This window comes from Curtobacterium sp. MCBD17_034 (assembly GCF_003234515.1).
Taxonomy (GTDB): domain Bacteria; phylum Actinomycetota; class Actinomycetes; order Actinomycetales; family Microbacteriaceae; genus Curtobacterium.
The window spans coordinates 234,727-258,731 of the sequence record NZ_QKTN01000005.1 but is presented as its reverse complement, the minus strand read 5'-3'; the positions used below and the strand labels follow the sequence as shown (position 1 = coordinate 258,731).

Annotated in this window: 24 protein-coding genes and 4 tRNA genes; 21 read left to right on the top strand and 7 right to left on the bottom strand. The window is 73.2% G+C overall.

Annotated elements, in window-relative coordinates:
• Nucleotides 1–27: 27 nt before the first annotated feature.
• Nucleotides 28–1,035, bottom strand: coding sequence for an o-succinylbenzoate synthase (locus DEI92_RS11320; protein WP_258370176.1), 1,008 nt, complete (start codon nt 1,033–1,035; stop codon nt 28–30).
• Between the two features lie 139 nt (nt 1,036–1,174).
• Here DEI92_RS11320 and DEI92_RS11315 point away from each other — a divergent pair, with 139 nt between their 5' ends.
• Genes DEI92_RS11315 through DEI92_RS11300 form a run of 4 tightly spaced genes read left to right on the top strand, consistent with a single transcriptional unit; the run spans nt 1,175 to nt 4,825 of the window.
• Nucleotides 1,175–1,660, top strand: coding sequence for a hypothetical protein (locus DEI92_RS11315; protein WP_111048148.1), 486 nt, complete (start codon nt 1,175–1,177; stop codon nt 1,658–1,660).
• A 48-nt stretch (nt 1,661–1,708) separates the two neighbouring features.
• Nucleotides 1,709–2,638 carry a 1,4-dihydroxy-2-naphthoyl-CoA synthase gene (locus tag DEI92_RS11310; RefSeq protein ID WP_111013549.1) on the top strand — a complete coding sequence of 310 codons (930 nt, stop codon included), beginning with the start codon at nt 1,709–1,711 and terminating at the stop codon, nt 2,636–2,638.
• A 37-nt stretch (nt 2,639–2,675) separates the two neighbouring features.
• On the top strand, nt 2,676–3,848 hold the full coding sequence (locus tag DEI92_RS11305) for an AMP-binding protein (protein WP_111013598.1): 1,173 nt from the start codon (nt 2,676–2,678) through the stop codon (nt 3,846–3,848).
• 17 nt (nt 3,849–3,865) lie between these two features.
• A complete protein-coding gene (locus DEI92_RS11300) occupies nt 3,866–4,825 on the top strand; it encodes a 1,4-dihydroxy-2-naphthoate polyprenyltransferase (RefSeq protein WP_181434851.1) in 960 nt (319 codons plus the stop codon).
• A 132-nt stretch (nt 4,826–4,957) separates the two neighbouring features.
• Here the strand turns inward: DEI92_RS11300 and DEI92_RS11295 are convergent, their stop codons facing one another.
• Nucleotides 4,958–5,290 carry a DUF4229 domain-containing protein gene (locus DEI92_RS11295; RefSeq protein ID WP_111013548.1) on the bottom strand — a complete coding sequence of 111 codons (333 nt, stop codon included), beginning with the start codon at nt 5,288–5,290 and terminating at the stop codon, nt 4,958–4,960.
• A 100-nt stretch (nt 5,291–5,390) separates the two neighbouring features.
• On the opposite strand from DEI92_RS11295, the gene DEI92_RS11290 reads away from it, so the two are divergent.
• Together DEI92_RS11290 and menD are read left to right on the top strand one after the other, a co-directional pair.
• A complete protein-coding gene (locus DEI92_RS11290) occupies nt 5,391–5,774 on the top strand; it encodes a PLD nuclease N-terminal domain-containing protein (RefSeq protein WP_111009424.1) in 384 nt (127 codons plus the stop codon).
• Between the two features lie 61 nt (nt 5,775–5,835).
• Nucleotides 5,836–7,533, top strand: a complete 1,698-nt coding sequence (gene menD / locus DEI92_RS11285; protein ID WP_258370175.1) for a 2-succinyl-5-enolpyruvyl-6-hydroxy-3-cyclohexene-1-carboxylic-acid synthase — start codon at nt 5,836–5,838, stop codon at nt 7,531–7,533.
• 30 nt (nt 7,534–7,563) lie between these two features.
• On the opposite strand, the gene DEI92_RS11280 is transcribed toward menD, so the two are convergent.
• Complete coding sequence (locus tag DEI92_RS11280; protein WP_375342542.1) at nt 7,564–8,850, bottom strand: isochorismate synthase MenF; 1,287 nt, start codon at nt 8,848–8,850, stop codon at nt 7,564–7,566.
• 88 nt (nt 8,851–8,938) lie between these two features.
• Here DEI92_RS11280 and DEI92_RS11275 point away from each other — a divergent pair, with 88 nt between their 5' ends.
• The 4 genes from DEI92_RS11275 (at nt 8,939) to DEI92_RS11260 (ending at nt 13,411) form a co-directional block, all read left to right on the top strand.
• Complete coding sequence (locus DEI92_RS11275) at nt 8,939–9,757, top strand: demethylmenaquinone methyltransferase (protein ID WP_111009427.1); 819 nt, start codon at nt 8,939–8,941, stop codon at nt 9,755–9,757.
• Nucleotides 9,758–9,845: 88 nt separating this feature from the next.
• Nucleotides 9,846–10,922 (top strand): polyprenyl synthetase family protein, encoded by a 1,077-nt coding sequence (locus DEI92_RS11270; RefSeq protein WP_111009428.1) that lies wholly within the window; start codon nt 9,846–9,848, stop codon nt 10,920–10,922.
• Between the two features lie 43 nt (nt 10,923–10,965).
• A complete protein-coding gene (locus tag DEI92_RS11265; RefSeq protein ID WP_111013545.1) occupies nt 10,966–12,336 on the top strand; it encodes an FAD-dependent oxidoreductase in 1,371 nt (456 codons plus the stop codon).
• A 7-nt stretch (nt 12,337–12,343) separates the two neighbouring features.
• Nucleotides 12,344–13,411 (top strand): DUF418 domain-containing protein, encoded by a 1,068-nt coding sequence (locus DEI92_RS11260; RefSeq protein ID WP_111013544.1) that lies wholly within the window; start codon nt 12,344–12,346, stop codon nt 13,409–13,411.
• Here DEI92_RS11260 and cls read toward each other — a convergent pair.
• Together cls and DEI92_RS11250 are read right to left on the bottom strand one after the other, a co-directional pair.
• Nucleotides 13,392–14,852: a cardiolipin synthase gene (cls, locus tag DEI92_RS11255; RefSeq protein ID WP_111013543.1), complete on the bottom strand. Its 1,461-nt coding sequence runs from the start codon at nt 14,850–14,852 to the stop codon at nt 13,392–13,394. The two genes, DEI92_RS11260 and cls, sit on opposite strands and share 20 nt — an antisense overlap.
• Before the next feature lie 36 nt (nt 14,853–14,888).
• Nucleotides 14,889–15,377 carry a YajQ family cyclic di-GMP-binding protein gene (locus tag DEI92_RS11250; protein WP_111013542.1) on the bottom strand — a complete coding sequence of 163 codons (489 nt, stop codon included), beginning with the start codon at nt 15,375–15,377 and terminating at the stop codon, nt 14,889–14,891.
• 124 nt (nt 15,378–15,501) lie between these two features.
• On the opposite strand from DEI92_RS11250, the gene DEI92_RS11245 reads away from it, so the two are divergent.
• The 6 genes from DEI92_RS11245 to DEI92_RS11220 all read left to right on the top strand — a co-directional run bounded on the left by DEI92_RS11245 (nt 15,502) and on the right by DEI92_RS11220 (nt 19,044).
• Nucleotides 15,502–15,583, top strand: a tRNA-Tyr gene (locus tag DEI92_RS11245).
• Between the two features lie 94 nt (nt 15,584–15,677).
• The gene (locus tag DEI92_RS11240; protein ID WP_111013541.1) at nt 15,678–16,499 is read left to right on the top strand and encodes an inositol monophosphatase family protein; all 822 of its coding nucleotides are present in this window, start codon (nt 15,678–15,680) and stop codon (nt 16,497–16,499) included.
• Nucleotides 16,500–16,954: 455 nt separating this feature from the next.
• A complete protein-coding gene (locus tag DEI92_RS11235; RefSeq protein WP_181434849.1) occupies nt 16,955–17,719 on the top strand; it encodes a M23 family metallopeptidase in 765 nt (254 codons plus the stop codon).
• A 98-nt stretch (nt 17,720–17,817) separates the two neighbouring features.
• Nucleotides 17,818–17,889 (top strand) — tRNA-Thr (locus tag DEI92_RS11230).
• Between the two features lie 35 nt (nt 17,890–17,924).
• A tRNA-Met gene (locus DEI92_RS11225) sits at nt 17,925–17,998 on the top strand.
• 104 nt (nt 17,999–18,102) lie between these two features.
• On the top strand, nt 18,103–19,044 hold the full coding sequence (locus DEI92_RS11220; protein ID WP_111013539.1) for an AraC family transcriptional regulator: 942 nt from the start codon (nt 18,103–18,105) through the stop codon (nt 19,042–19,044).
• A 40-nt stretch (nt 19,045–19,084) separates the two neighbouring features.
• On the opposite strand, the gene DEI92_RS11215 is transcribed toward DEI92_RS11220, so the two are convergent.
• Nucleotides 19,085–19,888, bottom strand: a complete 804-nt coding sequence (locus DEI92_RS11215; RefSeq protein WP_146246007.1) for a helix-turn-helix transcriptional regulator — start codon at nt 19,886–19,888, stop codon at nt 19,085–19,087.
• Between the two features lie 164 nt (nt 19,889–20,052).
• On the opposite strand from DEI92_RS11215, the gene DEI92_RS11210 reads away from it, so the two are divergent.
• The 3 genes from DEI92_RS11210 to DEI92_RS11200 are packed head-to-tail and all read left to right on the top strand — an operon-like array spanning nt 20,053 to nt 22,042.
• On the top strand, nt 20,053–20,502 hold the full coding sequence (locus tag DEI92_RS11210) for a MaoC family dehydratase N-terminal domain-containing protein (RefSeq protein WP_111013537.1): 450 nt from the start codon (nt 20,053–20,055) through the stop codon (nt 20,500–20,502).
• On the top strand, nt 20,499–20,927 hold the full coding sequence (locus DEI92_RS11205) for a MaoC/PaaZ C-terminal domain-containing protein (RefSeq protein ID WP_111013536.1): 429 nt from the start codon (nt 20,499–20,501) through the stop codon (nt 20,925–20,927). Before DEI92_RS11210 ends, DEI92_RS11205 begins: the two co-directional genes overlap by 4 nt.
• An 8-nt stretch (nt 20,928–20,935) precedes the next feature.
• Nucleotides 20,936–22,042 carry a UDP-N-acetylmuramate dehydrogenase gene (locus tag DEI92_RS11200; protein WP_258370173.1) on the top strand — a complete coding sequence of 369 codons (1,107 nt, stop codon included), beginning with the start codon at nt 20,936–20,938 and terminating at the stop codon, nt 22,040–22,042.
• An 82-nt stretch (nt 22,043–22,124) separates the two neighbouring features.
• Here DEI92_RS11200 and DEI92_RS11195 read toward each other — a convergent pair whose 3' ends face one another.
• Nucleotides 22,125–23,339 carry a pyridoxal phosphate-dependent aminotransferase gene (locus tag DEI92_RS11195; RefSeq protein WP_111013535.1) on the bottom strand — a complete coding sequence of 405 codons (1,215 nt, stop codon included), beginning with the start codon at nt 23,337–23,339 and terminating at the stop codon, nt 22,125–22,127.
• A 210-nt stretch (nt 23,340–23,549) separates the two neighbouring features.
• Between DEI92_RS11195 and DEI92_RS11190 the strand changes: the two genes are divergently transcribed.
• Nucleotides 23,550–23,622: transfer RNA gene (locus tag DEI92_RS11190), tRNA-Trp, on the top strand.
• 84 nt (nt 23,623–23,706) lie between these two features.
• Nucleotides 23,707–23,988 (top strand): preprotein translocase subunit SecE, encoded by a 282-nt coding sequence (gene secE / locus DEI92_RS11185; RefSeq protein WP_111009440.1) that lies wholly within the window; start codon nt 23,707–23,709, stop codon nt 23,986–23,988.
• Nucleotides 23,989–24,005 lie beyond the last annotated feature (17 nt).

The following is a 24,005-nucleotide window of genomic DNA, read 5'->3' as shown; positions in this document are numbered from 1 at the left end:
GGCAGCGCGGGACGCCTGCCCGTCCCGTCACGCGGTGAGGACTGCGTGCGTCCGACGCAGCCGCTCGATCCACCAGGAGCGGCGGTCGGGCGCGGCTGCGTGGCGCTCCAGCAGGTCCGGCGCGACGTCGACGCGACGGACCGCGATCCTCCCGTCCTGCGGCAGGATCGGCCGGGCCGTGACGTCGCCCCGGAACATCGCGGCGGTGCCGAGTCCCGAGGCGAACCCGTCAGCCGCCACCGCTGCGGCGAGGTGCGCGCCCATGCTGATCCCGACGGACGTGTCGAGCGCGCTCGAGACGACGCACGGCAGCCCGGCCTCGGCGACGACGCGACCCGCCGCGGTGATCCCTCCGAGGGGCTGCGCCTTGACGACGAGGACTTCCGCGGCACCCGCGCGCGCGACGGCGAGCGGGTCCTCTGCCTTGCGCACGCTCTCGTCGGCCGCGATCGCGACGCCGAGCCCCTGGAGACGCCGTCGCAGCGCCGCGAGTTCCGGCACGGTCGCGCACGGCTGCTCGGCGTACTGCAGGCCGAACGGCGCGAGGGCCTCGAGCGCCCGCGCGGCGTCGTCGACCGACCACAGTCCGTTCGCGTCGACGCGCACGGCGGCGTCGTCGCCCATCACGGCCCGGACCGCACGGACCCGGGCGACGTCGTCGGCGAGGCCGGTGCCCGGCTCCGCGACCTTGACCTTGGCTGTCCGGCACCCGGGGTAGCGGGCGAGCACGTCGGGGACCGCGTCCGCGGGCACGGCGGGCACGGTCGCGTTGACGGGCACGGTGTCGGCGTCCGCCCGATGCGGTCGCCAGCCGAAGTCGACGGCGGCGCGGAGCCATGCGGCCGCCTCGGCGTCGTCGTACTCGACGAACGGCGAGAACTCGGTCCAGCCCTCGGGGCCACGCAGCAGCATGGCCTCGCGCACCGTGATCCCGCGGAACCGGACACGCATGGGCAGCGCCACGACGTGCGCGGCGGCCAGGAGCTCGTCGATCGACGGGATCGGAGCGGTGGGTGGGGGAGTCACGGTCGTCACCCCCCGATCCTCCCAGGCGCGCTCAGGTGCCGCGCCGTGGGCTCGGAGGCGACCGCCAGTTCCGGCCGTTAGCATCCTCAGGTCGAGCGGCCGCCGGGCCGCGCGAACCAGGGACGGGAACGACCAGGAACGGTCGGAGATGACGCGGGGAGAGCCGGTGACGCCGAAGTCGCAGCAGCGCACCGGAGGCCGTCGACCCGCCTCGTCCACGCGTCGTGTCGCTCCCGACGGCGGCCGTGGGGTGCGGGCCGTCGACCGGTCCGACGAGTTCGCGCAGCTGCTGCGGACGAACACGGTCGACATCGACCGGCCGCCCAGTCGTGCCCGCCGGAGCCCGGTCGTCGGCAAGGTCGGGCTGGCCCTGGCCGTGGCGAGTGTGGCGGTGGACGCGAGTGCGTTCGCCGTCTTCATGGGCGGCGAGGTCGACTTCGCGGGCGGGATCTGCTTCGTGGTGGTGTTCCTCACCGTGATCGCCGCGGTGCTCGGGTTCGTCGCCGCGGTGGGCGGTCTCGGCCGCTGGTACGGCGTCGTGGCGGTGTTCATCGCGTTCGCCGCGAACCCCGTCGTCATCGTGGTCGTCCTCGTCGTGGCGGCGCCCGAGGTGCTCACGCAGTTCGGCAGCTGACCGAGGCCGAGGCTGAAGCCGGTCGGGGCCGCCGGATAGGCTCGGAGCATGGCTGCACCCGTCTCCGACACCTTCGATCCCGACGTCTGGGACGCGGCGCCGATCGCCGCGTCGTTCACGGACATCACGTACCACAAGCACGTGTCGGGCGGGATCGTCCGCATCGCCTTCGACCGTCCCGAGGTCCGGAACGCGTTCCGACCGCGCACGGTCGACGAGCTGTACCACGCGCTCGACGACGCCCGGCAGGACCCCCGCGTCGGCTGCGTGCTCCTGACCGGCAACGGACCGAGCCCGAAGGACGGGGGCTGGGCGTTCTGTTCGGGCGGCGATCAGCGCATCCGCGGCCGCAGCGGCTACGAGTACGTCGGCGACGAGGGCGCCCCGCCCGAGGGCGTGGACCCGGCGGCGGCACAGGCGTCGATGGGCCGCCTGCACATCCTCGAGGTCCAGCGCCTCATCCGGATGATGCCGAAGGTCGTCATCGCGGTCGTGTCCGGTTGGGCGGCCGGCGGTGGGCACTCCCTGCACGCGGTGTGCGACCTGACCATCGCGAGCGCGGAGCACGGCCGGTTCAAGCAGACGGACGCCGACGTCGGCTCGTTCGACGGCGGGTACGGCAGCGCCTACTACGCCCGGCAGATCGGCCAGAAGGCCGCGCGCGAGGTCTTCTTCCTCGCCCGGGAGTACAGCGCCCAGCGTGCCTACGAGATGGGCGCGGTGAACCTCGTGGTCCCGCACGCGGACCTCGAGCGGACCGCGATCGAGTGGGGCGAGACCATCCTCGGCAAGTCACCCACCGCGATCCGGATGCTCAAGTACGCGTTCAACGCGGTCGACGACGGCCTGGTCGGGCAGCAGGTGTTCGCCGGCGAGGCCACGCGGCTCGCGTACGCCTCGGACGAGGCCGTGGAGGGGCGTGACGCGTTCCTCGAGAAGCGCACGCCGGAGTGGACCGCGTACCCGTGGCACTACTGATGCATCGGTGGGGCGTGACGGCGGTGAGCCGACGCCGATGACGCGGCCGCTCCTCCCGGTCCCCACCGACGACCCGTTCGACGTGCTGCGGGCGCTCGAGTGCGCGCTGTCCGGCGGGCCGGCGATCCTGCCGCGGACGCCGTCACCCCGGTCGGCGTCGGTGCCGTCGTCGGACCCGACGTCCTCCACACCGCCCGCCGTCGTGCCGCGTCGGGTCGCCCTCGTGGTCGAGACGAGCGGATCGACCGGCGCCGCGAAGCGGGTCGCGCTGTCGTCCGAGGCGCTGTTGGCCGGCGCCGCGGCGGCGGACGCGGCGCTCGGCGGTCCGGGGGGTTGGGTGCTGGCGCTGCCGACGCACTACATCGCCGGTCTCAACGTCCTCACCCGCTCCGTCGCCGCGGGCACCAGCCCCGTCGTCGTGCCGCCCGGGCATTTCGACCCGACGGCGTTCGCCGACGCGGTCGACCGCCTGCACGCCGACCGCCGGTACACGTCGCTCGTCCCGGCGCAGCTGGCACGCGTGCTCGACGATGCCCGTGCGACCGCCGCGCTGGCCGGGCTCGACGCGGTGCTCGTCGGGGGACAGGCGACCCCGATCGCGCTGCGCGACCGCGCGCGTGCCGCCGGTGCCCGGATCGTCACCACCTACGGCGCGAGCGAGACGAGCGGCGGCTGCGTGTACGACGGTGTCCCGCTCGGCCCGGTCCGCACGCGGCTCGTCGACGGCGGCCTCGAACTGTCCGGTCCGATGCTCGCCGAGGGGTACCTGGACGACCCGGAGCGCACCGCCGCCGCGTTCGTCGAGGGCGACGGGCTCCGCTGGTACCGCACCGCGGACGCCGCCGAGATCGCGGCCGACGGCACGGTGCGTGTGGTCGGCCGCCTCGACGACGTCGTCATCTCCGGCGGCGAGAAGGTCGCGCTCGGCGCGGTCGAACGGGTCGTCCGGGAGGCCCCGGGCCAGTCCGGCGCGGTCGTCACCCGCCGCGCCTCCGACCGCTGGGGCGAGGTGCCCGTCGTCGTGACCGACATCGCGGTGGACGTCGCGGTGCTCCGGGAGCGCGTCGGCGCCGTGCTCGGTCGTGCCGCCCGGCCGGCCGCCGTCGTGGTGGTCGACGCCGTGCCCATGCTCCCGACGGGCAAGCCGGACCGACGCGCGGTGCAGCGGCTCGCCGCCGACGCCGCTCCCAGCGGCTCGATGGACACCTGACGATACGATCGGTGGCCGTGGCACAACGAGGCAAGGGACCCCGACCGACGTCGAAGCGCCGATCCGGACGGCCCGGTGGCCGACCGGTCGGGCGCCCCCAGAAGGCGACCGCACGCGACTGGGTCGGCGGCGCCCGGCTCCGCACCCTCACGCTCGGCGTCGTCCCGGTCGTGCTCGGGACCGCCGTCGCGTACGTCGACGGTGGGTACGACCTCGGCATCGCGCTGCTGTGCCTCGCGGTCGCCCTGTTCCTGCAGATCGGGGTGAACTACAGCAACGACTACTCCGACGGCGTCCGCGGCACCGACCGCTACCGCGTCGGCCCGGCGCGGCTCACGGGCTCCGGCAGAGCGCGTCCGCGGACGGTGCTCACCGTCGCGCTGACGTTCTTCGGGCTCGCGGCGGTCGCGGGTGTCGTGATCGTCGTGCTCACCGGGCTCTGGTGGCTCCTGGCGGTCGGCGCCGCGGCGATCCTGGCCGCGTGGTTCTACACGGGCGGCAAGCGGCCGTACGGGTACAACGCGCTCGGCGAGGTCTTCGTGTTCGTGTTCTTCGGCCTCGTCGCGGTGCTCGGGACCGAGTTCGTCCAGATCCACCACGTGACCCTGAACGCCTGGGCCGCGGCGGTCGCCGCCGGGCTGTTCGCATGCGCCGTGCTCATGGTCAACAACATCCGGGACATCGACGAGGACCGTCTGGCGGGCAAGCGCACCCTGGCGGTCGTGCTCGGCAGCCGCGCCGCGCGGACCCTGTACGTCCTGTTCCTCGTCCTGCCGTACGTCGTGCTCGTGTGGTTCGTCGTGCTGTACTTCCGCACGGGCTACGCGTACTTCACGCTGCTCCTGGCGCTGCCAGCCGCGATCATCGGCGCAACGTCGAGCCGCCCGCGAGAGCTCATCACGGCGCTGCAGCTGTCGTCGTTCTCGGCGCTCGCGTACGGCATCGTGCTCGGCATCACGCTCGCGCTGCAGCCCTAGGGCAGACAGCGATCGCGACGTCGCTGCCAGGGCGGCTGCCTCCGCCAGGAGATCTGCGGCAGCGGGGGCCGGGCTCCAGCGGGATCAGGCCCCGGCGGGATCAGGCGTCGGCGGGATCAGGCACCAGCGGGATCAGGCGTCGGCGCGGGGCGACGCGGGACGCTCGACGACGCCCGGCTCAGCGCTCCGGGCCGGGTCGACCGACGGAGCAGCCGAGTCCTCGGCGTCGACGAAGTCGTCCTCGAAGTCGGTGTCCTCGTCGTGGTCGGGCCCGCGTCGCCGCTCGGCGAAGCTGGTCGCCACCTGCCACCGCAGCTTCGGCAGCGCGATGTACGAGATGAGCAGCCCGACGAGCGCGGCGCCGATCGTCGCCACGGGCCACGGCAGCCGGATGACGAGGAAGACCGCGAGCAGGACCGCGAAGATCCCGATCCTCGCCAGGGAGTACACCAGCCACGACTTCACCCGATGATTCTACGGTCGGGCGACGACGCGGGAGCTGAGCGTCCGGCGACCGGTGTGCACGTCCCGGCGCGTCCCAGCCGGAGCGACTTACACTCCGTCCATGGTGAAGTTCCTCATCGGCGCCGTCGTCGCCGCCGTTGCGTTCACCGTGTACGCCGTCATCGACTGTGCATGGGTGCCGCGCGATCGGGTCCGTGCCCTCAACAAGCCCCTGTGGATCGTCCTCGTCGTCGTCCTGCCGATCATCGGCGCCGTGCTCTGGTACCTGCTCGGGCGGGCCCCGGCACGGGCGGTGCCCCGGCAGCGGTACCGTGGGCCGGACGACGACCCGGACTTCCTCGGCGCCACCGCGCGCGCCGGGATGACCCGCAGCGAGAAAGAGCAGAGCGACGCAACCCTCCGGCACCTCGAACAACAGCTCGCCGACCTCGACGACGACCCCGGCGCCAGCGGCGGCCCCGGCGGCGACCGCCCCGACCGGTAGTCCCGGCAGCGATTCCCCGATCCGGCCCGCAGGGTCCGGGAGCCCGGCGACCGACTTCGCGGTGGCGTTCCTGCTCGAGCTGGCCCGCGCCGGCGTCACGGACGTCGTCGTGAGCCCGGGGTCGCGGTCGCAGGCCCTCGCCCTGGCCGCGGCCGCCGTCGAGCGCGCCGGTGCCCTCCGGGTCCACGTCCGGCTCGACGAGCGGACCGCCGCGTTCTTCGCGCTCGGACTCGCGGTCGAGACGCAACGGCCGGCCGCGGTCGTCACGACGTCCGGGACGGCCGTGGCGAACCTCCACCCGGCCGTGCTCGAGGCCCACCACTCGGGCGTCCCGATGATCGTGGTGAGCGCCGACCGACCCGACGAGCTCCGTGGCATCGGCAGCAACCAGACCACGCACCAGCCGGGGGTCTTCGGCGCCGCCACGCGGTTCGTCCGGGACGTCGAGGCGCCGACCACCCACGGAGTGGACGACTCCACCCGGGCCACGCTCCGGGCACTCGTCCGCCAGGCCGTCGCGGCGGCGGCCGGCCACGACGGGCCTCCCGGGCCGGTGCAGGTGAACCTCGCCTTCCGCGAGCCGCTCTCGGCCGCGGTCGGGGCCGTGACGGCCCCCGAGCCGCACGAGGTCGACGCCGACTTCGCCACCCGTCGCACCGGACCCGCACCCGAGCGCGACCACGACCTGGTCGTCGACGCCGACCCCGCCACGGTGGTGGTCGCGGGCCACGACGCCGGCGCGGACGCCGAGCGCATCGCGTGGGAGCTCGGCGCCCCCCTCCTGGCCGAGGTCTCGAGCGGCGCCCACTTCGGTCGCAACCTCGTCGTGGCCTACCGTCAGCTGCTCCGTGACCCCGCCTTCGGCGGTCGCGTCCGCCGCGTGGTGGTGCTCGGGCACCCGACGCTCAGTCGTGAGGTCCCGGCGCTCCTCCAGCGCGCGGACGTCGAGGTCGTCGTGGTGCGGGGCGCAGCGGCCGAGGCGTACGACCCCGGCAGCGCCGCCCGTCCTCCGCACCCGGCCGTCGTCGTCCCGGGCATCCGCGTCGACGGGCGCCCGGGGCCGGAGCACCGCGCATGGGTGGGCACCTGGGTGGGTGCGAGCCGTGCCCTCCTCGGCGACGGGGACACCGCCCCCGATCTCGACGCCAAGCGGTCCGCCGACCGCGCGGAACGGGCGCAGTTCTTCCGCGACGAGCTCGCGGTGCGGCGGCGTCCCGTGGACCGGGCGATGCTCGTCGACGCGGTCTGGGGTGCCACCTGGCCGCACGACCGCCTCGTGTTCGGTGCGTCGCTGCTCATCCGGGTGGCGGACGGCCGCGTCCCGGGCAAGAAGGTGCGGGTGCACGCGAACCGCGGACTGGCGGGCATCGACGGCACGATCTCGACCGCGCTCGGCATCGCCGCCGGAGTCGAGGCCTCGGGCGCGACGGGGGGCACGACCCGCGTCCTCGTCGGCGACCTGACGTTCCTGCACGACCTCGGCGGGCTGGTGACGGGCGTCGAGGAGCGGCGCCAGCGCCTCCAGATCGTGGTCGGCAACGACGGCGGGGGTGCGATCTTCGGCGGGCTCGAGGTCGCCGCGACGACCGACCCGGCGGACATGCGCCGGATGATGGCGACACCGCAGGTGGTCGAGATCGAGCCCGTCGTCCGTGGCCTCGGGTGGGAGTACCGTCGCGCCGCCACCTGGGCCGAGCTCGAGCAGGTCCTCACGGATCCGGCCGACCGACTCGTCATCGAGGTGCCGCTCCAGGTCTGACCGCCTCCTGGGGCGGCCGGGAGGTCCGGCTCAGGCGAGCGCGTCGGTGACGGGCCGGAGCTTCAACGCCGTCTCCGCGACCTCGCGGTCCGGTACGGACCCGGCGACGATCCCGGCACCGGCCCACGCGGTCACGGTGCCGTCGTCGTCGATTTGCGCGCTCCGCAGCGCGAGCATCCACTCGCCGTCGCCGGAGGCACCCATCCATCCCACGGGTCCGGCGTACCGGCCGCGGTCCGTGCCCTCCAGTCGGGCGATGAGGTCGAGCGCAGCTGCTCGCGGCGTCCCGGCCACCGCCGCGGTGGGGTGGAGGACGTCGGCGACGTCGAGGGCGGTCGTGCCCTCGGGCAGCGTGGCCGACACGTCGCTGGCGAGGTGCCAGAGGTTCGGGAGCTGCAGGCGGAACGGTGCGGGATCGGCCCGCACGTCCGTGGCGACCGTGCCGAGCGCCTCGACGAGGCTCGCCCGCGCGAAGGCGTGTTCCTCGAGGTCCTTCGGGTCGGCGGCCAGGGACTCCGCGGCGAGGCGGTCCGACTCGGCGTCCGCACCGCGCGCGGCACTACCCGCGAGCACCCGCGCGGTGAGCGTCCGCCCGTCGGTACGGGCGAGTGTCTCCGGCGTCGCGCCGACGAGGCCGTCGACCGCGAACGTCACGCAGTCCGGGTACGCCGCGGCGAGGTCGACGAGGACGCCCCGGCGGTCGGCGTCGGCCGGGAGGCGCGCCACGCGGTCACGGGCGAGCACCACCTTCTCGACCCCGCCGGCGCGGATCACCCGGACGGCCTCGGCGACCGCGGCCGCGTAGGCGTCCTCGTCGATGCGACCGGGACCGAACGCGGCCGAGAGGTGGGCGGGCGCCGGGGTGGGCAGGGTGATCGACGCGGTCGCGGTGGTCGGGACGACGTCCGCCACGACCGCGGGGAACGCGTCACCGTCGAGGGGCTCGGGGTCGATCGTCGTCATCCACGCCCGCCCGTGACGGCGACCGATGACGATCCGCGGCACGACGAGCACGCTCGGGGCGGCGGACTCGTCGGCGAAGGCGAAGGCCCCGAACGCGACGAGTCCGGTCCCGCGGACCCGGAGGCCGTCCTCGACGGTGGCGCGCTCCACGAGGCGGCGCCAGGTGGCGGAGGCGTCGCGCATCCGGCCCGGCCCGGTGAACACGAACCGCACGGCCTCGCCGATGCCGACGATGCCGTCACCGCGCCGGACGAAGGCGAGGGGACGGTCGGGGAGCGTCGCGGCCAGCACGTCCCCCGGGTCGTCCAGCATGCGGGTCGCGACGGTCAGACGGGGGGTCTCGACGGCGGTCAGGGGCACCCCACGATGGTACGCGTCCGGCCTCGGCGGGCCCGCCGTCGTACGGCTGCCGTCCGGCGTCGACCAACTAGGATGGCTCCTCGTGAGCAGGGCGGACATGGAGAAGCGGCCGGACGAGGTGGCGGCGATGTTCGACGACGTCGCGGCACGGTACGACCTGACGAACGACATCCTCTCGGCGGGCAACGCGGCGCTCTGGCGCGTGGCGACGACCCGCGCGGTGGACCCCCGGCCGGGCGAACGTGTGCTCGACCTCGCCGCCGGCACCGGGACGAGCTCGGTCGCGTTCGCCAAGCGCGGCGCCGAGGTCACGGCGCTCGACCTGTCCGCGGGCATGATCGAGGTCGGCCGACAGCGTCACCCCGAGATCACCTTCGTCCACGGTGACGCCGAGCAGCTCCCCTTCGAGGACGATTCGTTCGACGCCGTCAGCATCTCCTTCGGGCTCCGCAACGTCAACGAGCCGTCCGTGGCGCTCGCCGAGATGTACCGGGTGCTCAAGCCCGGGGGCCGCGTTGTCATCTGCGAGTTCTCGACCCCGCCGCTCGCCGTCCTGCGCCTGTCGTACACGGCCTACCTCAAGCGGGTCCTGCCGGGCATCGCGCGGCTGTCGAGCAGCAACCCGGCGGCGTACCGGTACCTCGCCGAGTCGATCTCCGCGTGGCCCGACCAGCAGGTGCTGAGCCAGTGGCTGCGCGGTGTGGGGTTCACGATGGTGGCGTACCGGAACCTCACCGCCGGTATCGTGGCACTCCACCGCGGTCGCAAGCCGGTCGCGGGTGCCGTGCGCGAGTCCGCCGCACGCCGGGCGAAGGCACGGCGTGCCCACCAGCCGACGGGGGAGCAGCCCCGCGTCGGGACGGAGCCGGACGCGCCCGCGGCGGAACGACCGGGAGCGTGACCGCCGGGGCCAGCCCCGCGGCCGAGCCCACCGATCCGGTCCACGACGAACGGTCCGCGTCGGACCCAGTCCCCAGTACGGAGCAGCAGTGAACCCGAGTGTCCCCGTCGCCCGACGCGCGCCCAGCCTGCGTGCGTCGCTCGGCGTCGGTGAGCGGATGTTCGCGACCCCCGCGGAGCGCCGGTTCGTCGGCCGGATCGACGACGGGCTCGAACTCGTCGAACAGCAGCTCGACGAGGCCATGCGGTCGGCCGACACCCTCGCCGACACGACGAGCCGCTACCTGCTGTCGGCTGGCGGCAAGCGCATCCGCCCCACCCTGACCCTGCTCATCGCGCAGCTCGGCGAGGGCGTGACCGACGCCGTGGTCCGTGCCGCCGTGAGCGTCGAGATGACCCACCTCGCCTCGCTGTACCACGACGACGTCATGGACGAGGCGCCGGTCCGACGGGGTGTGCCGAGCGCCCACGTGACCTACGGCAACAACGTCGCGATCCTGACGGGTGACCTGCTCTTCGCCCGCGCGAGCCTCATCACGGCCGAGCTCGGCGTCGAGGGCATCCGCATGCAGGCCGAGACCTTCGCCCGCCTGTGCCTCGGGCAGCTCCACGAGACGACCGGCCCCGGCCCGGACGACGACCCGGTCGCGCACTACATCCAGGTGCTGAGCGACAAGACGGGGTCCCTCATCGCCACCGCTGCCCGCGCCGGGATCATGTTCTCCGGAGCCGACCGGACGTACCTGCCGGCCGTCGCGGAGTTCGGCGAGAAGGTCGGGGTCGCCTTCCAGCTCGTCGACGACGTCATCGACCTCGCCCCCGCCGGTGACCGCACGGGCAAGATCACGGGCAACGACCTCCGCGCCGGTGTCGTCACGCTGCCGCTCCTGCACCTGCGGCGCGCCGCGGCGACGGACGCTGCGGCGGCGGACCTCGTCCGGCGCATCGAACGCGACGTCACCGGTGCCCCGGACGACGCGGTGACGAGCGCGCCGTACCTGTCGGCGGTCACGGACCTCCGCGAGCACGAGGCCACCGCGGCCACACGCGCCGTCGCCCACCGCTGGGCGGACGAGGCCGTCGCGGCCATCGCACCGCTGCCGTCCGGGCCGGTCAAGCGCGCCCTCACCCGCTTCGCGGAGTCGGTCGTCGACCGCACCCGCTGACCCGCGACGCTCGTCGCACGCCGAACAAGAACTGGAGCACACGGTGACCACTCTCCGACTCGCGATCGTCGGTGCAGGCCCCGCCGGCATCTACGCCGCCGACATCCTCAAGCGCGAGGCACGCGGGTTCGACGTCTCGATCGACCTGTTCGAGCAGCTCCCGGCGCCGTACGGCCTCGTCCGGTACGGCGTCGCACCGGACCATCCCCGGATCAAGGGCATCATCAACGCACTCCGCGACGTCCTCGACAGCGGTGCCGTCCGCGTGTTCGGCAACGTCCGGTTCGGCCAGGACATCAACCTCGACGACCTCAAGCGGCACTACAACGCGGTCGTGTTCTCCACCGGGGCGATCAAGGACGCCGACCTCGACGTGCCGGGCGTCGACCTCGAGGGCTCGTTCGGCGCCGCGGACTTCGTGAGCTGGTTCGACGGCCACCCCGACGTCCCGCGCACCTGGCCGCTCGAGGCCGAGAGCGTCGCGGTCATCGGCAACGGCAACGTGGCGCTCGACGTCGCGCGGATCCTCGCCAAGCACGCGGACGACCTGCTCCCGACGGAGATCCCGGACAACGTGTACGAGGGCCTCAAGGCGTCGCCCGTCACCGACGTGCACGTCTTCGGGCGCCGCGGCCCCGCGCAGGTCAAGTTCACGCCGCTCGAGCTCCGCGAGCTCGGCGAGGTGCCGGACGTCGACATGGTCGTGTACGACGAGGACTTCGACTACGACGAGGCGTCCAAGGCCGCCGTGGCGACGAACAAGCAGGTCATGGTGATCGACCGCGTCCTGCAGCAGTGGCGCAAGCGCGAGCCCGGCACGGCGTCACGCCGGCTGCACCTGCACTTCCACGCGCGGCCGATCGAGATCGTCGGTGCCGACGGCAAGGTGACCGCCTTGCGGTACGAGCGCACCCGGCCCGACGGTCAGGGCGGCGTCGAGGGCACCGGCGAGTTCCGCGAGGTCCCGGTGCAGGCCGTGTACCGCGCGGTGGGCTACTTCGGGTCGCCGGTGCCCGGTGTCCCGTTCGACGAGCGCCACGGCGTCATCCCGAACCACGAGGGTCAGGTGCTCGACGACGACAACCAGCAGATGCCGGGTGTCTACGCGACGGGGTGGATCAAGCGCGGACCGGTCGGACTGATCGGGCACACGAAGTCCGACGCGATGGAGACCGTCCAGCACCTCGTCACCGACCAGGCGAGCTGGTGGAGTCCGGAGGACCCGTCGGAGGAGGCCGTCCCGGCCCTGCTCCGCGAGCGCGGCGTCGAGTACACGGACCTCGACGGCTGGCACGCCCTCGACGCGCACGAGATCGCGCTCGGCGAGCCGGCGGGGCGTGCGCGCGTCAAGGTGGTCCCGCGCGAGGACATGGTGGACGTCTCGCTCCGCCGGGGCGCCACACAGCGGGTCTGACCGACCCGTGGCGCCGTCCGGCGGCCGCCTCGTGGGGGTCGACCTCGCGCGGGCACTCGCGCTCGCCGGCATGGTCGTGGCGCACGTCGGGGCGGTGTCCCAGACCGTGGCGTGGTCGGACCCGTCCACCTGGTCCGCCGTCGTGAACGGGCGCTCCTCCGCACTCTTCGCGCTGCTCGCGGGGGTGTCGGTCGCGCTCGTCACGGGTCGGACGCGCCCGTTCGCTCCGCCCGCGATGGCCGCCGCCCGGATCCGGCTGGTGGTCCGGGCGGTCCTCCTGGTCGCGCTCGGGGTGCTGCTCGTGGCACTCGGCACGTCCGTGGCCGTGATCCTGCCGACGTACGGGGCGCTGTTCCTGCTGGTCGTCCCGGTCCTGCGGTGTCCCCGGTCGGTCCTGCTGTCGTTCGCCGCGGGGGCGGTCGCGCTGTCGGTCCCGGTCGCGCTCGCGACCGCCGCGCTGTTCGCCCACGCGGACGCCGCGACGGCGCAGTTCGGCCGGACGTACCCGGTCCTCACGTTCCTCGGGTTCCTGCTCGTCGGACTCGCGGTGGGGCGGAGCGACCTCCCCGCTCGCCGGACGCAGGTGCTGCTCGTCGTCACGGGGACGGCACTCGCCGTCGCCGCGTACACGGTCGGTGCGGTCGTCGCGCCGGTCGACCCCGCGGTGGCCGTCGTCACCGGGGTGCCCTCGGCCGGCGGCGCGACGGGACCGTCAGCGGTCCTGCAGGAGTGGCTGTCGCCGCGGGCCCACTCGTCGTCGGTCGTCGACGTCCTCGGCTCGACCGGGGTGGCCGTCGCGGTCCTCGGCGCCTGTCTGCTCCTGACCGAACGCCGAGCCCGGCTGGCGCGGATCGTATGGCCCGCGGTGGCGGTCGGCAGCATGCCGTTGTCCGTCTACGCGCTGCACATCGTCGCGATCGCCGTGCTCGCGCACACCCTCGGACCGACCGAGGGTCCCGCCGTGGCGGCCTCGTTCCTGCTCGGCGCGGTGCTCGTCGCCGTGCTCTGGCGGCACCGGTTCCGGCGCGGTCCGCTCGAGATGCTCCTCGCCGCGGCTACTGCAGGGCCGCGGTGAGCCGCGCGACGTTGTCGAGCACCTGCGAACGGGTGGGCCGCTCGAGCCACTCGTCGAGCGTGATCTCGAACGCGTCACGGCGGTAGGCGTCCTGGACCTCGCGGAGCGCGTCGACGAAGCGGTGTCCTCGGACCATGACCGATATCTCGAGGTTGAGGCTGAACGACCGCATGTCCATGTTGCTCGATCCGATCACCGAGACGGCGTCGTCGATCGTGAAGTGCTTGGCGTGCAGGATCGTCGGCTTGTTGTACAGGTAGATCCGGACGCCGGCGCGCAGCAGCCCCTCGTAGTAGGAGCGCTGGGCGTGCCAGGTCAGGGCGTGGTCACCGATCTCGCCGACGAAGAGCTCGACCGCCACGCCGCGTTGCGCCGTCGTCGTGATCGCGTAGAGCATCGACTCGTCCGGCACGAAGTACGGGCTCGTGATCACGACGCGCTCCTGCGCCGCGTAGAGCAGCGCGTTGAAGAGGCGGAGGTTGTTCTCGCCGTCGTACCCGGGGCCCGAGGGGACCACCTGGCAGTCGAGGGCGTCCTGCCGGTCGGCGCGGTGGACCGGGTCGCTCTCGCGCACGAGGAGCTCGTCCGTCTCCGAGTACCAGTCGGTCACGAACAGCGCGTTGATCCCCGCGACCACCGGACCCTCGAACCGGACCATGAGGTCCTTCCAATGCAGACCCCGTCGGCGGTTGATCCCCGTGTCGTAGCTCGAGTCGATGAGGTTCTGCGAGCCCGTGAACCCGAGCCCGCCGTCGACGACGAGGAGCTTGCGGTGGTTCCGGAGGTCCGGACGCTGGTACTTCCCGCGCAGGGGCTGCACGGGGAGCATGAGATGCCATTGCGCCCCGATCTCGTCGAGGCGCGCGAGCGTCGCCCGGTACCCCGGGTAGCCGCGGCTCGCGATGTGGTCGAGCAGGAACCGGACCGTCACACCGCGCTGCACCGCTCGCCCGAGGGCGTCGAAGAACGGGGAGGTCGTCTCGTCGAGCGTCGCGATGTAGAACTCGACGTGCACGAAGCGCCGCGCGGTGTCGACCGCACGGGTCATCTCGGCGATCGACTCCTCGTAGTCCGGGTAGAGCTCCGCGGAGTTGCCGCCGACGAGCGGCATCGACCCGAGGTTGCGGTTCAGCTCACTGACGCCGTGCAGCCAGGACGGCCAGCTCGGTTCCCGCCGCACCCGGTCCATGCCCTCGGTCTGGTCGAGGATGTACTGGTTGATCTCGGCCTGCTTCTCGCGGCGTGCCTTCGGCAGCTTCGTCGAGCCGATGAGCAGGAAGACGATGAACCCGAGGTACGGGATCAGGAAGATCGCGAGCAGCCACCCCGTCGCCGTCTGTGGTTTGCGGTTGATCGGCACGTAGATGATCGAGAACGCGCGGATCGCGAGGTCGAGCAGGACGAGCAGGACGATGACGGCGACGTCGAGCCAGTGCTCCACAGCGGGCCTCCGGTCTCGGCGGTCGTGGGATGCCGGCTAGCGGAAGTTGACGAACTGGAGCGGCACGTCGAAGTCGGCCCCCCGCAGCAGGGCCATCGTGGCCTGGAGGTCGTCCCGGCTCTTCGAGGAGACCCGGATCTCGTCGCCCTGGATCTGGCTCTTGACGCTCTTCGGGGCCTCACCGCGGATGAGCGCGCCGACCTTCTTGGCGACGTCCTGCTCGATGCCGTTCTTGAGTGCGGCCTCGATGCGGAACTCCTTGCCCGACGCGTACGGCTCGCCGGCGTCGAGGCTCTTCAGGCTGATGCCGCGCTTGATGAGCTTCGACTCGAAGACGTCGAGCACGGCCTTGGCGCGCTCCTCGGAGTTGGCCTTGATGAGGACGTCCTCGCCGCTCCACGCGATCGACGCGCCCACGCCCTTGAAGTCGTAGCGCTGCTCGATCTCCTTGGCGGCCTGGTTGAGGGCGTTCTCCGCCTCCATCTTGTCGACCTTGCTGACCACGTCGAAGGAGCTGTCTGCCATGCCCGACAGCCTAACGAATGCGGCACCACGCGGCGGGGCCCCGGATGGTCCCGAGCGGCACCGCCGACACGGTATGCTCGTACGGCGCCTCCGGTCGGTGATCACACGGGTCGGGTGCGCACATGGCGAGTTACCCAAGCGGCCAAAGGGATCTGACTGTAAATCAGCCGGCGTAGCCTTCGGGGGTTCGAATCCCTCACTCGCCACCCACGCGACGAGGGTCCGTCCGCATCGGACGGACCCTTCGTCGTCCCGACGGGTCCGTCCGTCCCGGGCCCCGTCCGTCCCGAGGAGGCCCCCGTGCCCGGAGCCAGCGCCACCGTCAGCGTCCCGGAACTCGCCGACATCGCCGAGTCGATCGGGCGCGACGCCGCAGCCCTCGCGCATCGACGGCGGACCGAGGGGGTCGAGGTCACCGACCGCAAGTCGAGCCTCGTCGACGTCGTGACCGCGGCCGACCGTGAGGTCGAGGCGATGATCCGACGGCGGATCGCCGAGGTGCGACCGGACGACGGGTTCCTCGGCGAGGAGACCGGCACGAGCGTGGGGTCGAGTGGGCTGACCTGGGTGGTCGATCCGATCGACGGAACCGTCAACTACCTGTACGGCAGCCCGTCGTACGGCGTCAGCATCGCGGTGGTCGAGGGCGAGCCGCATCCCGCGCGGTGGTCGGCGCTCGCCGGGGTCGTCGTGGCGCCGGCCACGGGCGACGTCCACCGGGCCGAACGCGGTCGCGGAGCGTGGCTGAACGGGCGCCCGCTGCACGTCGGCGCACCGGCGTCGCTCGCCGAGTCCCTCGTCGCGACCGGGTTCGGGTACACCGCCGAGCGCCGCCGCGACCAGGTCCGCGTGCTCGCGGGACTCATCACCGAGGTCCGGGACATCCGACGTGGGGGAGCGGCGTCACTCGACCTCTGCGCGGTGGCCACGGGGACCGTCGACGCCTACTACGAGCGGGGGATCAACCCGTGGGACATGGCGGCGGGCGCCCTCGTCGCGGCGGAGGCCGGCGCGACCGTCGAGAGCTGGGATTCGGGTGACGCCCGGGGGTACGTCGTCGCGGCGCCGGTCATCGCCCGAGCGCTCGTGGACCTCGTGCGGGGCCTCGAGGGCGCGGCCTGACGGCGGCCTCGTACTCCGGCGGCCGTCCCCAGGTCGGGGGTGCGTGACTGGCGGGCCCTCTGCGGCCGCTGGTACCGTTCCAGTTCCGTCACTGCTCGCCCCGCGAGCGCGTTCCGCCCCGTCCTGAGGATCTCGTCCACGCCGCCATGCCCTTCGACGCCAGTGCAACCGCCCCGTCCGTCACCGGTCCCGACGCTCCGGTCGCTCCGACCACCCGGCGTCAGCGCATCGACGCAGAACGCCGGGAGGCCCGGAGCGGTGGACGCAGGTCGGCTCGCGTCCGATCCGCGTCGCGTCCAGCGGCTTCCGCTCCGCACACGGAGGCCGCCGACGGTCCCGCGGTCACGCCGGCCCACCGGCCGCTCGTCGTCCCGCCCGTCCGCGGTGCGGGTGTCCCGCTCGCCGCGGCCACGTCGGCCCGGGTGCGGGGGAGCAGGACGGGCTCGGTCCCGGTCGTGGCGCAGCGTCGCGCGGCCGTGGCGGCTCCCCGGCGTGCCGGGCGGGGCCGCGGGGCCGGGGTCGCCACGGACGGCGCGCTGCGGCGCGCGGCCGAGCGGGTCACCGGTGCGGTGGCGCTGCTCTTCGTGGCAGGACTCGTCGTGTCGACCTCCCTGCCGGCGCAGGCGTCCTGGTCCCCGATGCCCCTCCCGGGACACGCGGCCGCCGGCACGACCGCGCAGTCCCTGACCGTCGGCGACGGCGCCTCGGATGCCGAGACCGGTCGGGACGGCTACACGGTCTCCCAACCCGCGGCCGCGTCCGCGAACACGAGCGACACGTTCACGAACGACCCGAACGGGACCATCCAGTGGCCGTTCATGACCGGCGTGCCGATCACGAGCGGATTCGGCGCCCGCAACGTCGAGGGCTGCTCGTTCTGTTCCACGTTCCACGAGGGCGCGGACTTCGCGCCGGGCGCGGGCACGCCGATCCGGGTGATCGCCGCGGGCACCGTGACCAAGGTGCAGGCGGACGACGGCGGGTACGGCAACGACGTGTGGGTCGAGCACGACGTCGACGGCAAGCGGTTCGTGAGCGTCTACGGTCACATGGAGGACGACTCGTTCGAGGTGGTCGAGGGGCAGCACGTCGCGGTCGGGGACGAACTCGGCCTGGTCGGGAGCACGGGCAACTCCACCGGTCCGCACCTGCACCTCGAGGTCCACGTCGACGGCGTCGCGGTGGACCCGATCGCCTGGCTCCGGGCCAACGCGGACTGACGCTCGGCACGCCCGGGGGGCGTGATCGGTGCACGCACGGCGCGCCGGCTCTGCTATCCTCGTACGGTGCCGCGCGCCGGGTTCCCGTCCGCGGCCACGCCCCGATAGCTCAGTGGTAGAGCACTTCCATGGTAAGGAAGGGGTCGTCAGTTCAATCCTGACTCGGGGCTCCGACCCGCAGCGCTCCCGGCGCCGCGGTGTCCGCGGCGGGGTAGCTCAGTTGGTTAGAGCACACGGCTCATAATCGTGGTGTCGCGGGTTCAAGTCCCGCCCTCGCTACCGTTCTCCGGCTCGGTCGACGCCGCTGGCGTCGGTCCGGCCGGTCCTGGCCGCGGCCGCTCCATCCCCTGCAGTCGCGGTGCGACCGACAGGCAGGATGGATCATGGCCCTCATCCACGCGCGTTTCGACACGAGCGATCCGGACGAGGCCTTGGCGGCGCTCCGCACGGTCTACCCGACGGTGCGGGTGCAGGACGTGCCCGCCGGAGGTGGCTTCCGGTTCACCCAACACGTCGACGGAGACCAGGACGTCACCTTCGCCCGGATCCGCTTCGGATCGATCATGGACCTCGCCAGCGATCTGACGGACGGCTTCAGCATCGTCCACACGCTCGAGGGCCGCTACGACAACGTCGACACCGGACCCACCGCCGGCCCGTCCCTGTGGCACGGCGCCGTCCGCAGCCACGCGGAGGACTCGCGACTCCTCGTCGTGAACGTCACCACGGCCGCGGTCGAGCGGCTCGCCGCGGAGCACCTCGGCGCCGAGACGGCGGTCGTCCGGTTCCACGGCACGGCGCCCGTGTCGGCCGCGGCGGCGGCGCTCTGGTCCAGCGTGGTCGACTTCGCTGCGAGCGGAGTCATGGACGATGGCGAGGACGAGTTGTCGGGCGGCTTCGACCTGGTCCGGCAGCAGGCGTTCCGCGCGCTCATCGGTGCCGCGCTCCACACGTTCCCGATCGAGGTCGTGTCGGGCACGGTCCGCGGGACGGGTTCGCTCCCGTCGTCCGTGCGGCGCGCCGTCCGGTTCATCGAGGACGACCCCGGCCGTCCGATGAGCGTGGCCGACATCGCCGCGGAGGCCCGGATGTCGGTGCGCGGACTGCAGCTCGCGTTCCGTCGGCACCTCGACACGACGCCGCTCGACCATCTCCGGCGGGCTCGGCTCGCCGCCGCTCACGAGGAACTGGAGGCAGCGGATCCGGGGACCGGCGCGACCGTCACCGAGATCGCGGGGCACTGGGGGTTCGGCAACGCCGGCCGGTTCAGTCGTGCCTACCGCGAGGAGTACGGCCGGTCGCCGGGCGAGACCCTGCGGCACTGACGAGGCGTGGTGCGGGCACCACGGTCCCGAACGTGCTGGTTCAGCGGTGCAACGTCGTCATCGGCGACTCGCCGAAGCGCTCGCGGTAGCGCTGCGAGAACCGCCCGGCGTGCATGAGGCCCCACCGCGTCGCGATCGCCGCCACCGAGTCGCCGCGGGACGGATCCCCGGCCACGAGGTCGGCGTGCGCGCTCCGGAGGCGGTAGGACCGCAGGTACTCGAGCGGGGTCGACCCGAGCGCGCGGCGGAAGGCGCTCTGGAGTCCGCGGACGCTCATGTGCGCGGCCGCGGCGACGTCCGTGATCGTGATCGGTGCGCCGGCGTGCTCCTCCATGAACGCCACCGCGCGCCGGACAGCCAAGGGGGCCTCGGTCAGCCCGGCGTCGACCGGCGCGAGCTCGAAGGCCGCGATGGTGGCCGCCGCCAGGGACTCCTCGGCCGTCGTCCGGACGATGCTGCCGGCCTCCACGCCGGGCAGCGCTGCCGCGGCACGGGCGTGTGCTGCGGCACTGGCCCAGTAGCGAGCCAGGGCGGTGCCGACGGGGCGCGCGGGCTGACGGGGGAGCCGGAGTCGTTCGTTGCCCGTGGTCGTCCGTGCCACGCGGTGCAGGACGGCGAGTTGGATCGAGACCGCCTCGAGCACGTCGAGCGTCGCGGGGAGATCGTGATCGCCGGGCGGGAGGAGCAGGAGGTGGTGATCGCTCCCGTGGTCCTCGGGGCTGACCACGTGGCGGAGACGGAGCACGCGCACGTGATCGGACCCCACGTGGTCCGTGCCCGCCTGCCGGCCGGTGGGGACACCGTCCTCTTCCGTCGACCGGGGCTGCCCCGACACTTGCGTCACTCGCCCTCGCTTTCCTGCCCCGGAATCCTAGGAGCGGGACGGACGTCGGGACCGCCGGGGAGCGCGCACGCGGAGAAGCCGTGCGCGCACGGGACAACTGTCTTCGTTCACTGGCTCCGAGCCGGGCAGGGTGCCGCGCACGCGGTCCTCGGTAGACTGCCCGGGTGTCAGTGAACCCCGAGCTCGTCGGCAGGACGTTCCCGCCGGCAGCGCCGTACCTCGTGGGTCGCGAGAAGGTCCGTGAGTTCTCTCGCGCCGTCTTCGCGACCGCCCCCGTCCACCTCGACGCCGCGGCCGCCCGCGCCGCCGGGTACCCCGACGTCGTCGCGCCGGCCACGTTCGCGGTCGTCGTGCAGGAGGCCACGCTCGCGCAGCTCCTCGCCGAGCCGGACGCGGGGATCGACTTCGCGCGGGTCGTGCACGGCGAGCAGCGCTTCCGCTACGAGCGACCCATCGTCGCCGGCGACGAACTCACGGCCACCCTGACGGTGACGGGGGTCAAGACCCTCGGCGGCAACGCGATGGTCACGGCGGAGTCCGCCGTGGTCGACGCTTCGGGAGCCCACGTCGTGACCGCCACGTCGACCCTGGTCGTGCGGGGGGACGACGCATGAGCGCGGTCGACACCACCGGCGCGAGCGAGGTCGGTGCCGTCGTGGCCGAGCGGACGGTGCACCTGACGCGCGATGCCCTCGTGCGGTACGCGGGGGCCTCCGGCGACTTCAACCCGATCCACTACCGCGACGACGTCGCCGCGGCGGTCGGGCTCCCCGGTGTGCTCGCGCACGGCATGCTCACGATGGGGCTCGCCGTGCAGCCGGTCGCCGAGTGGCTCGGTGACCGCGGGTGGGTCCGCGAGTACGGGGTGCGCTTCACCCGTCCCGTGGTCGTCGACGCCGAGGGCGGCGCCGACGTCACGGTCGTCGCGACGATCGGGCTGCTCGACGACGACGGCCGCCCGGAGCGCATCGACCTCACGGTCACCGCGGTGGGCGTCACCGTGCTCGGCAAGGCCCAGGTGTGGGTGGTGTTCCGCTGACCGAGTCGGTGACCGCACTCGCGGAGCTCACGACCCTGCGCGTCGGCGGCCGTCCGACCCGGCTCGTCGTGTGTGCGACGACGGACGGGCTGGTCGAGGCGGCCCGACGGACCTGGGCCGACGGCGACGACTGGCTCGTGGTGGGCGGCGGGAGCAACCTGCTCGCCGCCGACGCCGGGTTCCCCGGAACGGTCCTGCTGGTCCGGACCCGCGGGGTCGAGGTCGTCCCGGACGGTTCGGACGCCGTCCGGCTCCGCGTCGCGGCGGGCGAACCCTGGGACGACCTGGTCGCCCGGACCGTCGAACGCGGCTGGACCGGACTCGAGGCGCTCTCCGGGATCCCCGGGACGACGGGTGCCAGTCCCGTGCAGAACGTCGGCGCGTACGGCGTCGAGGTCGGCGACGTCCTCGCCGCGGTGGAGTTCCTCGACGCCGACACCGGAGAGCGGGCCTGGCTCCCCGTCGACGAACTGGGCCTGGGATACCGCACGAGCGTGTTCAAGCGCGGACGCCGGGGGGTCGTGCTCACCGTCGAGTTCCGCCTCGGTCTCGCCGACGACCGTGGCGTCCCCGTGCGGTACCCTCAGCTCGCGACCGCGCTCGCCGTGGAGCTCGGCGCGGCCGTCGCCCCGACCGCGGTCCGGTCGGCGGTGCTCGGCCTCCGCGCCGCGAAGGGCATGGTGCTCGACCCGACGGACGCGGACACCGCGAGCGCGGGGTCGTTCTTCACGAACCCGATCGTGTCGCCCACGTTCGCCGCGACCCTGCCGCTCGACGCACCGCGCTGGCCGGTCGCACCGGACGCCGCTCCGGCGGTCGTCCCGCTCGGGTCTGCTCCGGCGGCGCCCCCGACGGTCGCCGACGAGCGGGTGAAGCTCAGCGCGGCCTGGCTCATCGAGCACGCCGGCGTGCACCGCGGGTTCGCCCTGCCCGGGTCGCGGGCCGCCGTGTCGTCGAAGCACACGCTCGCGCTGACGAACCGTGGTGGCGCCAGCGCGAGCGAGGTCGCCGAGCTCGCGCGCTACGTCCAGACGATGGTCATGACCCGGTTCGGCGTCGCCCTCGTGCCGGAACCCGTCGTCGTCGGTGACCTGCTCGACTCGGTGCCGGACTGACCGCTCGCCGGGACGCACGTTCCGGGCACGTGTCGGGCCTCCCGGCCGGCGACCCGTTCGTCGGGGCGCGGGCCGCGGGGGATCAGGAGAACAGTCGCGTCAGACGTGCGACGCCCTCGCGGATGTCGTCGTCGCCGAGTGCGTAGGACAGGCGCAGGTACCCGCTCGGTCCGAACGCCTCCCCGGGCACGACGGCGACCTCGGCCTCGTCCAGGATCATGTCCGCGAGCTCGAGGGACGTGGTCGGCGTCACGCCCCGCCAGGTGCGGCCGAGCAGCGCCGTGACGTCCGGGTAGACGTAGAAGGCGCCCTGCGGCGTGGGCGTGGTGAACCCGGGGATGGCGTTGAGACCGTCGACGATGAGTCGGCGCCGACGGGCGAAGGCCTCGCGCATGGCGACGACGGGCTCCTGCGGCCCGGTGAGCGCGGCGATCGCTGCACGCTGCGAGACGTTCGAGACGTTCGATGAGAGGTGCGACTGCAGGTTCCCGGCGGCACGGACGACGTCCGCCGGACCGATCATCCACCCGACGCGCCAGCCGGTCATCGCGTAGGTCTTCGCGACGCCGTTGACGAGCACCGTCTGGTCCGCGAGCGCGGGCACGGCGGCGAGGATCCCCGTCGCGGCCGTACCGTCGTAGACGAGGTCCTGGTAGATCTCGTCGCTGATCACCCAGATGCCGTGCGCGAGCGCCCACTCGCCGATCGCGCGGGTCTGCTCGGGGGAGTACACGGCGCCCGTGGGGTTGGACGGCGAGCAGAACAGGAGCACCTTCGTGCGGTCGGTGCGGGCGGCCTCGAGCTGCTCGACCGTGACGAGGTAGTCCTGGTCGCTCCCGGCGAAGACCTCGACCGGCACGCCGCCCGCGAGACGGATCGCCTCGGGGTAGGTGGTCCAGTAGGGGGCGGGCAGGAGGACCTCGTCGCCGACGTCGACGAGGGTCGCGAACGCCTGGTAGACCGCCTGCTTGCCACCGTTCGTGACGATCACCTGTCCGGCGGTGACGTCCGCGCCGGACACGGTCCGGGTCTTCGCCACGATCGCCTCCCGCAGCTCGGGCAGCCCGGCGGCCGGTGTGTAGTGGTGGTTGCGGGGGTCGCGGGCGGCGTCGACGGCGGCGTCGACCACGTGCTGCGGCGTCGCGAAGTCGGGCTCGCCCGCCGCGAACGACACGATCGGGCGCCCCTCGGCCTTGAGCGCCTTCGCCTTGGCGTCGACCTTGAGCGTCGCCGACTCGGCGATGGCGGCGACACGGGAGGCGATGCGGGGCGCGGAACGGGGGGCTTCGGTGCTCACGCGGTCAGCCTACCGGGGCGCCCCGCCCGGCTGGAGGCACCCGAGTGGACACCGCCTCCGCCGCTCCCGTAGACTGATGCGCGGTGGTCGGAATCCGCCACGCTCTCGCGCGCCTCTTCGCCGTGTGATCGCCCCTCGGTCGGGCACCCGGTAGGGTGACACGGTCGAGCGGATGGATTCCCTCACCGACGGAAGGGCGAGCCCTTCCGAAGGGCGGTGGCTCAATTGGTAGAGCAGCGGTCTCCAAAACCGCAGGTTGCAGGTTCGAGTCCTGTCCGCCCTGCAGCTCGGTCCGCACGATCCGGTGCGGACCGGACGACGGGTCAGCAGGCGCACCGTCTGCGATCTGGCCTCCGAAGGGTGTGAAGTGGCGAGAAGAGACCTGGAGACGACGACGACCGACGACGTCGTCACCAAGGCGAAGCGTGACCGCGAGAAGCGTCGCGGTCCCGTCGCCGCCGTCGCGCTGTTCATCCGCCAGGTGATCGCTGAACTCCGCAAGGTCGTCACGCCGACGCGTCGTGAGCTGTTCAGTTACACCGGTGTCGTGCTCGTCTTCGTCGTCGTGATGATGGTGCTCGTGTCCGTGCTCGACTTCGTGTTCGGGTGGGGCGTCGGCTACGTCTTCGGGAACGGCGCGACCTCCTGACGACCACCACGGGCTCC

Bases quoted from the DNA above. Each gene is read 5' to 3' on its own strand.
- DEI92_RS11315 (WP_111048148.1), top strand. From the start codon at position 1,175: ATGACGCGGGGAGAGCCGGTGACGCCGAAGTCGCAGCAGCGCACCGGA.
- DEI92_RS11310 (WP_111013549.1), top strand. From the start codon at position 1,709: ATGGCTGCACCCGTCTCCGACACCTTCGATCCCGACGTCTGGGACGCG.
- DEI92_RS11305 (WP_111013598.1), top strand. From the start codon at position 2,676: ATGACGCGGCCGCTCCTCCCGGTCCCCACCGACGACCCGTTCGACGTG.
- DEI92_RS11290 (WP_111009424.1), top strand. From the start codon at position 5,391: ATGGTGAAGTTCCTCATCGGCGCCGTCGTCGCCGCCGTTGCGTTCACC.
- DEI92_RS11250 (WP_111013542.1), bottom strand. From the start codon at position 15,377: ATGGCAGACAGCTCCTTCGACGTGGTCAGCAAGGTCGACAAGATGGAG.
- DEI92_RS11220 (WP_111013539.1), top strand. From the start codon at position 18,103: ATGGCCCTCATCCACGCGCGTTTCGACACGAGCGATCCGGACGAGGCC.
- DEI92_RS11205 (WP_111013536.1), top strand. From the start codon at position 20,499: ATGAGCGCGGTCGACACCACCGGCGCGAGCGAGGTCGGTGCCGTCGTG.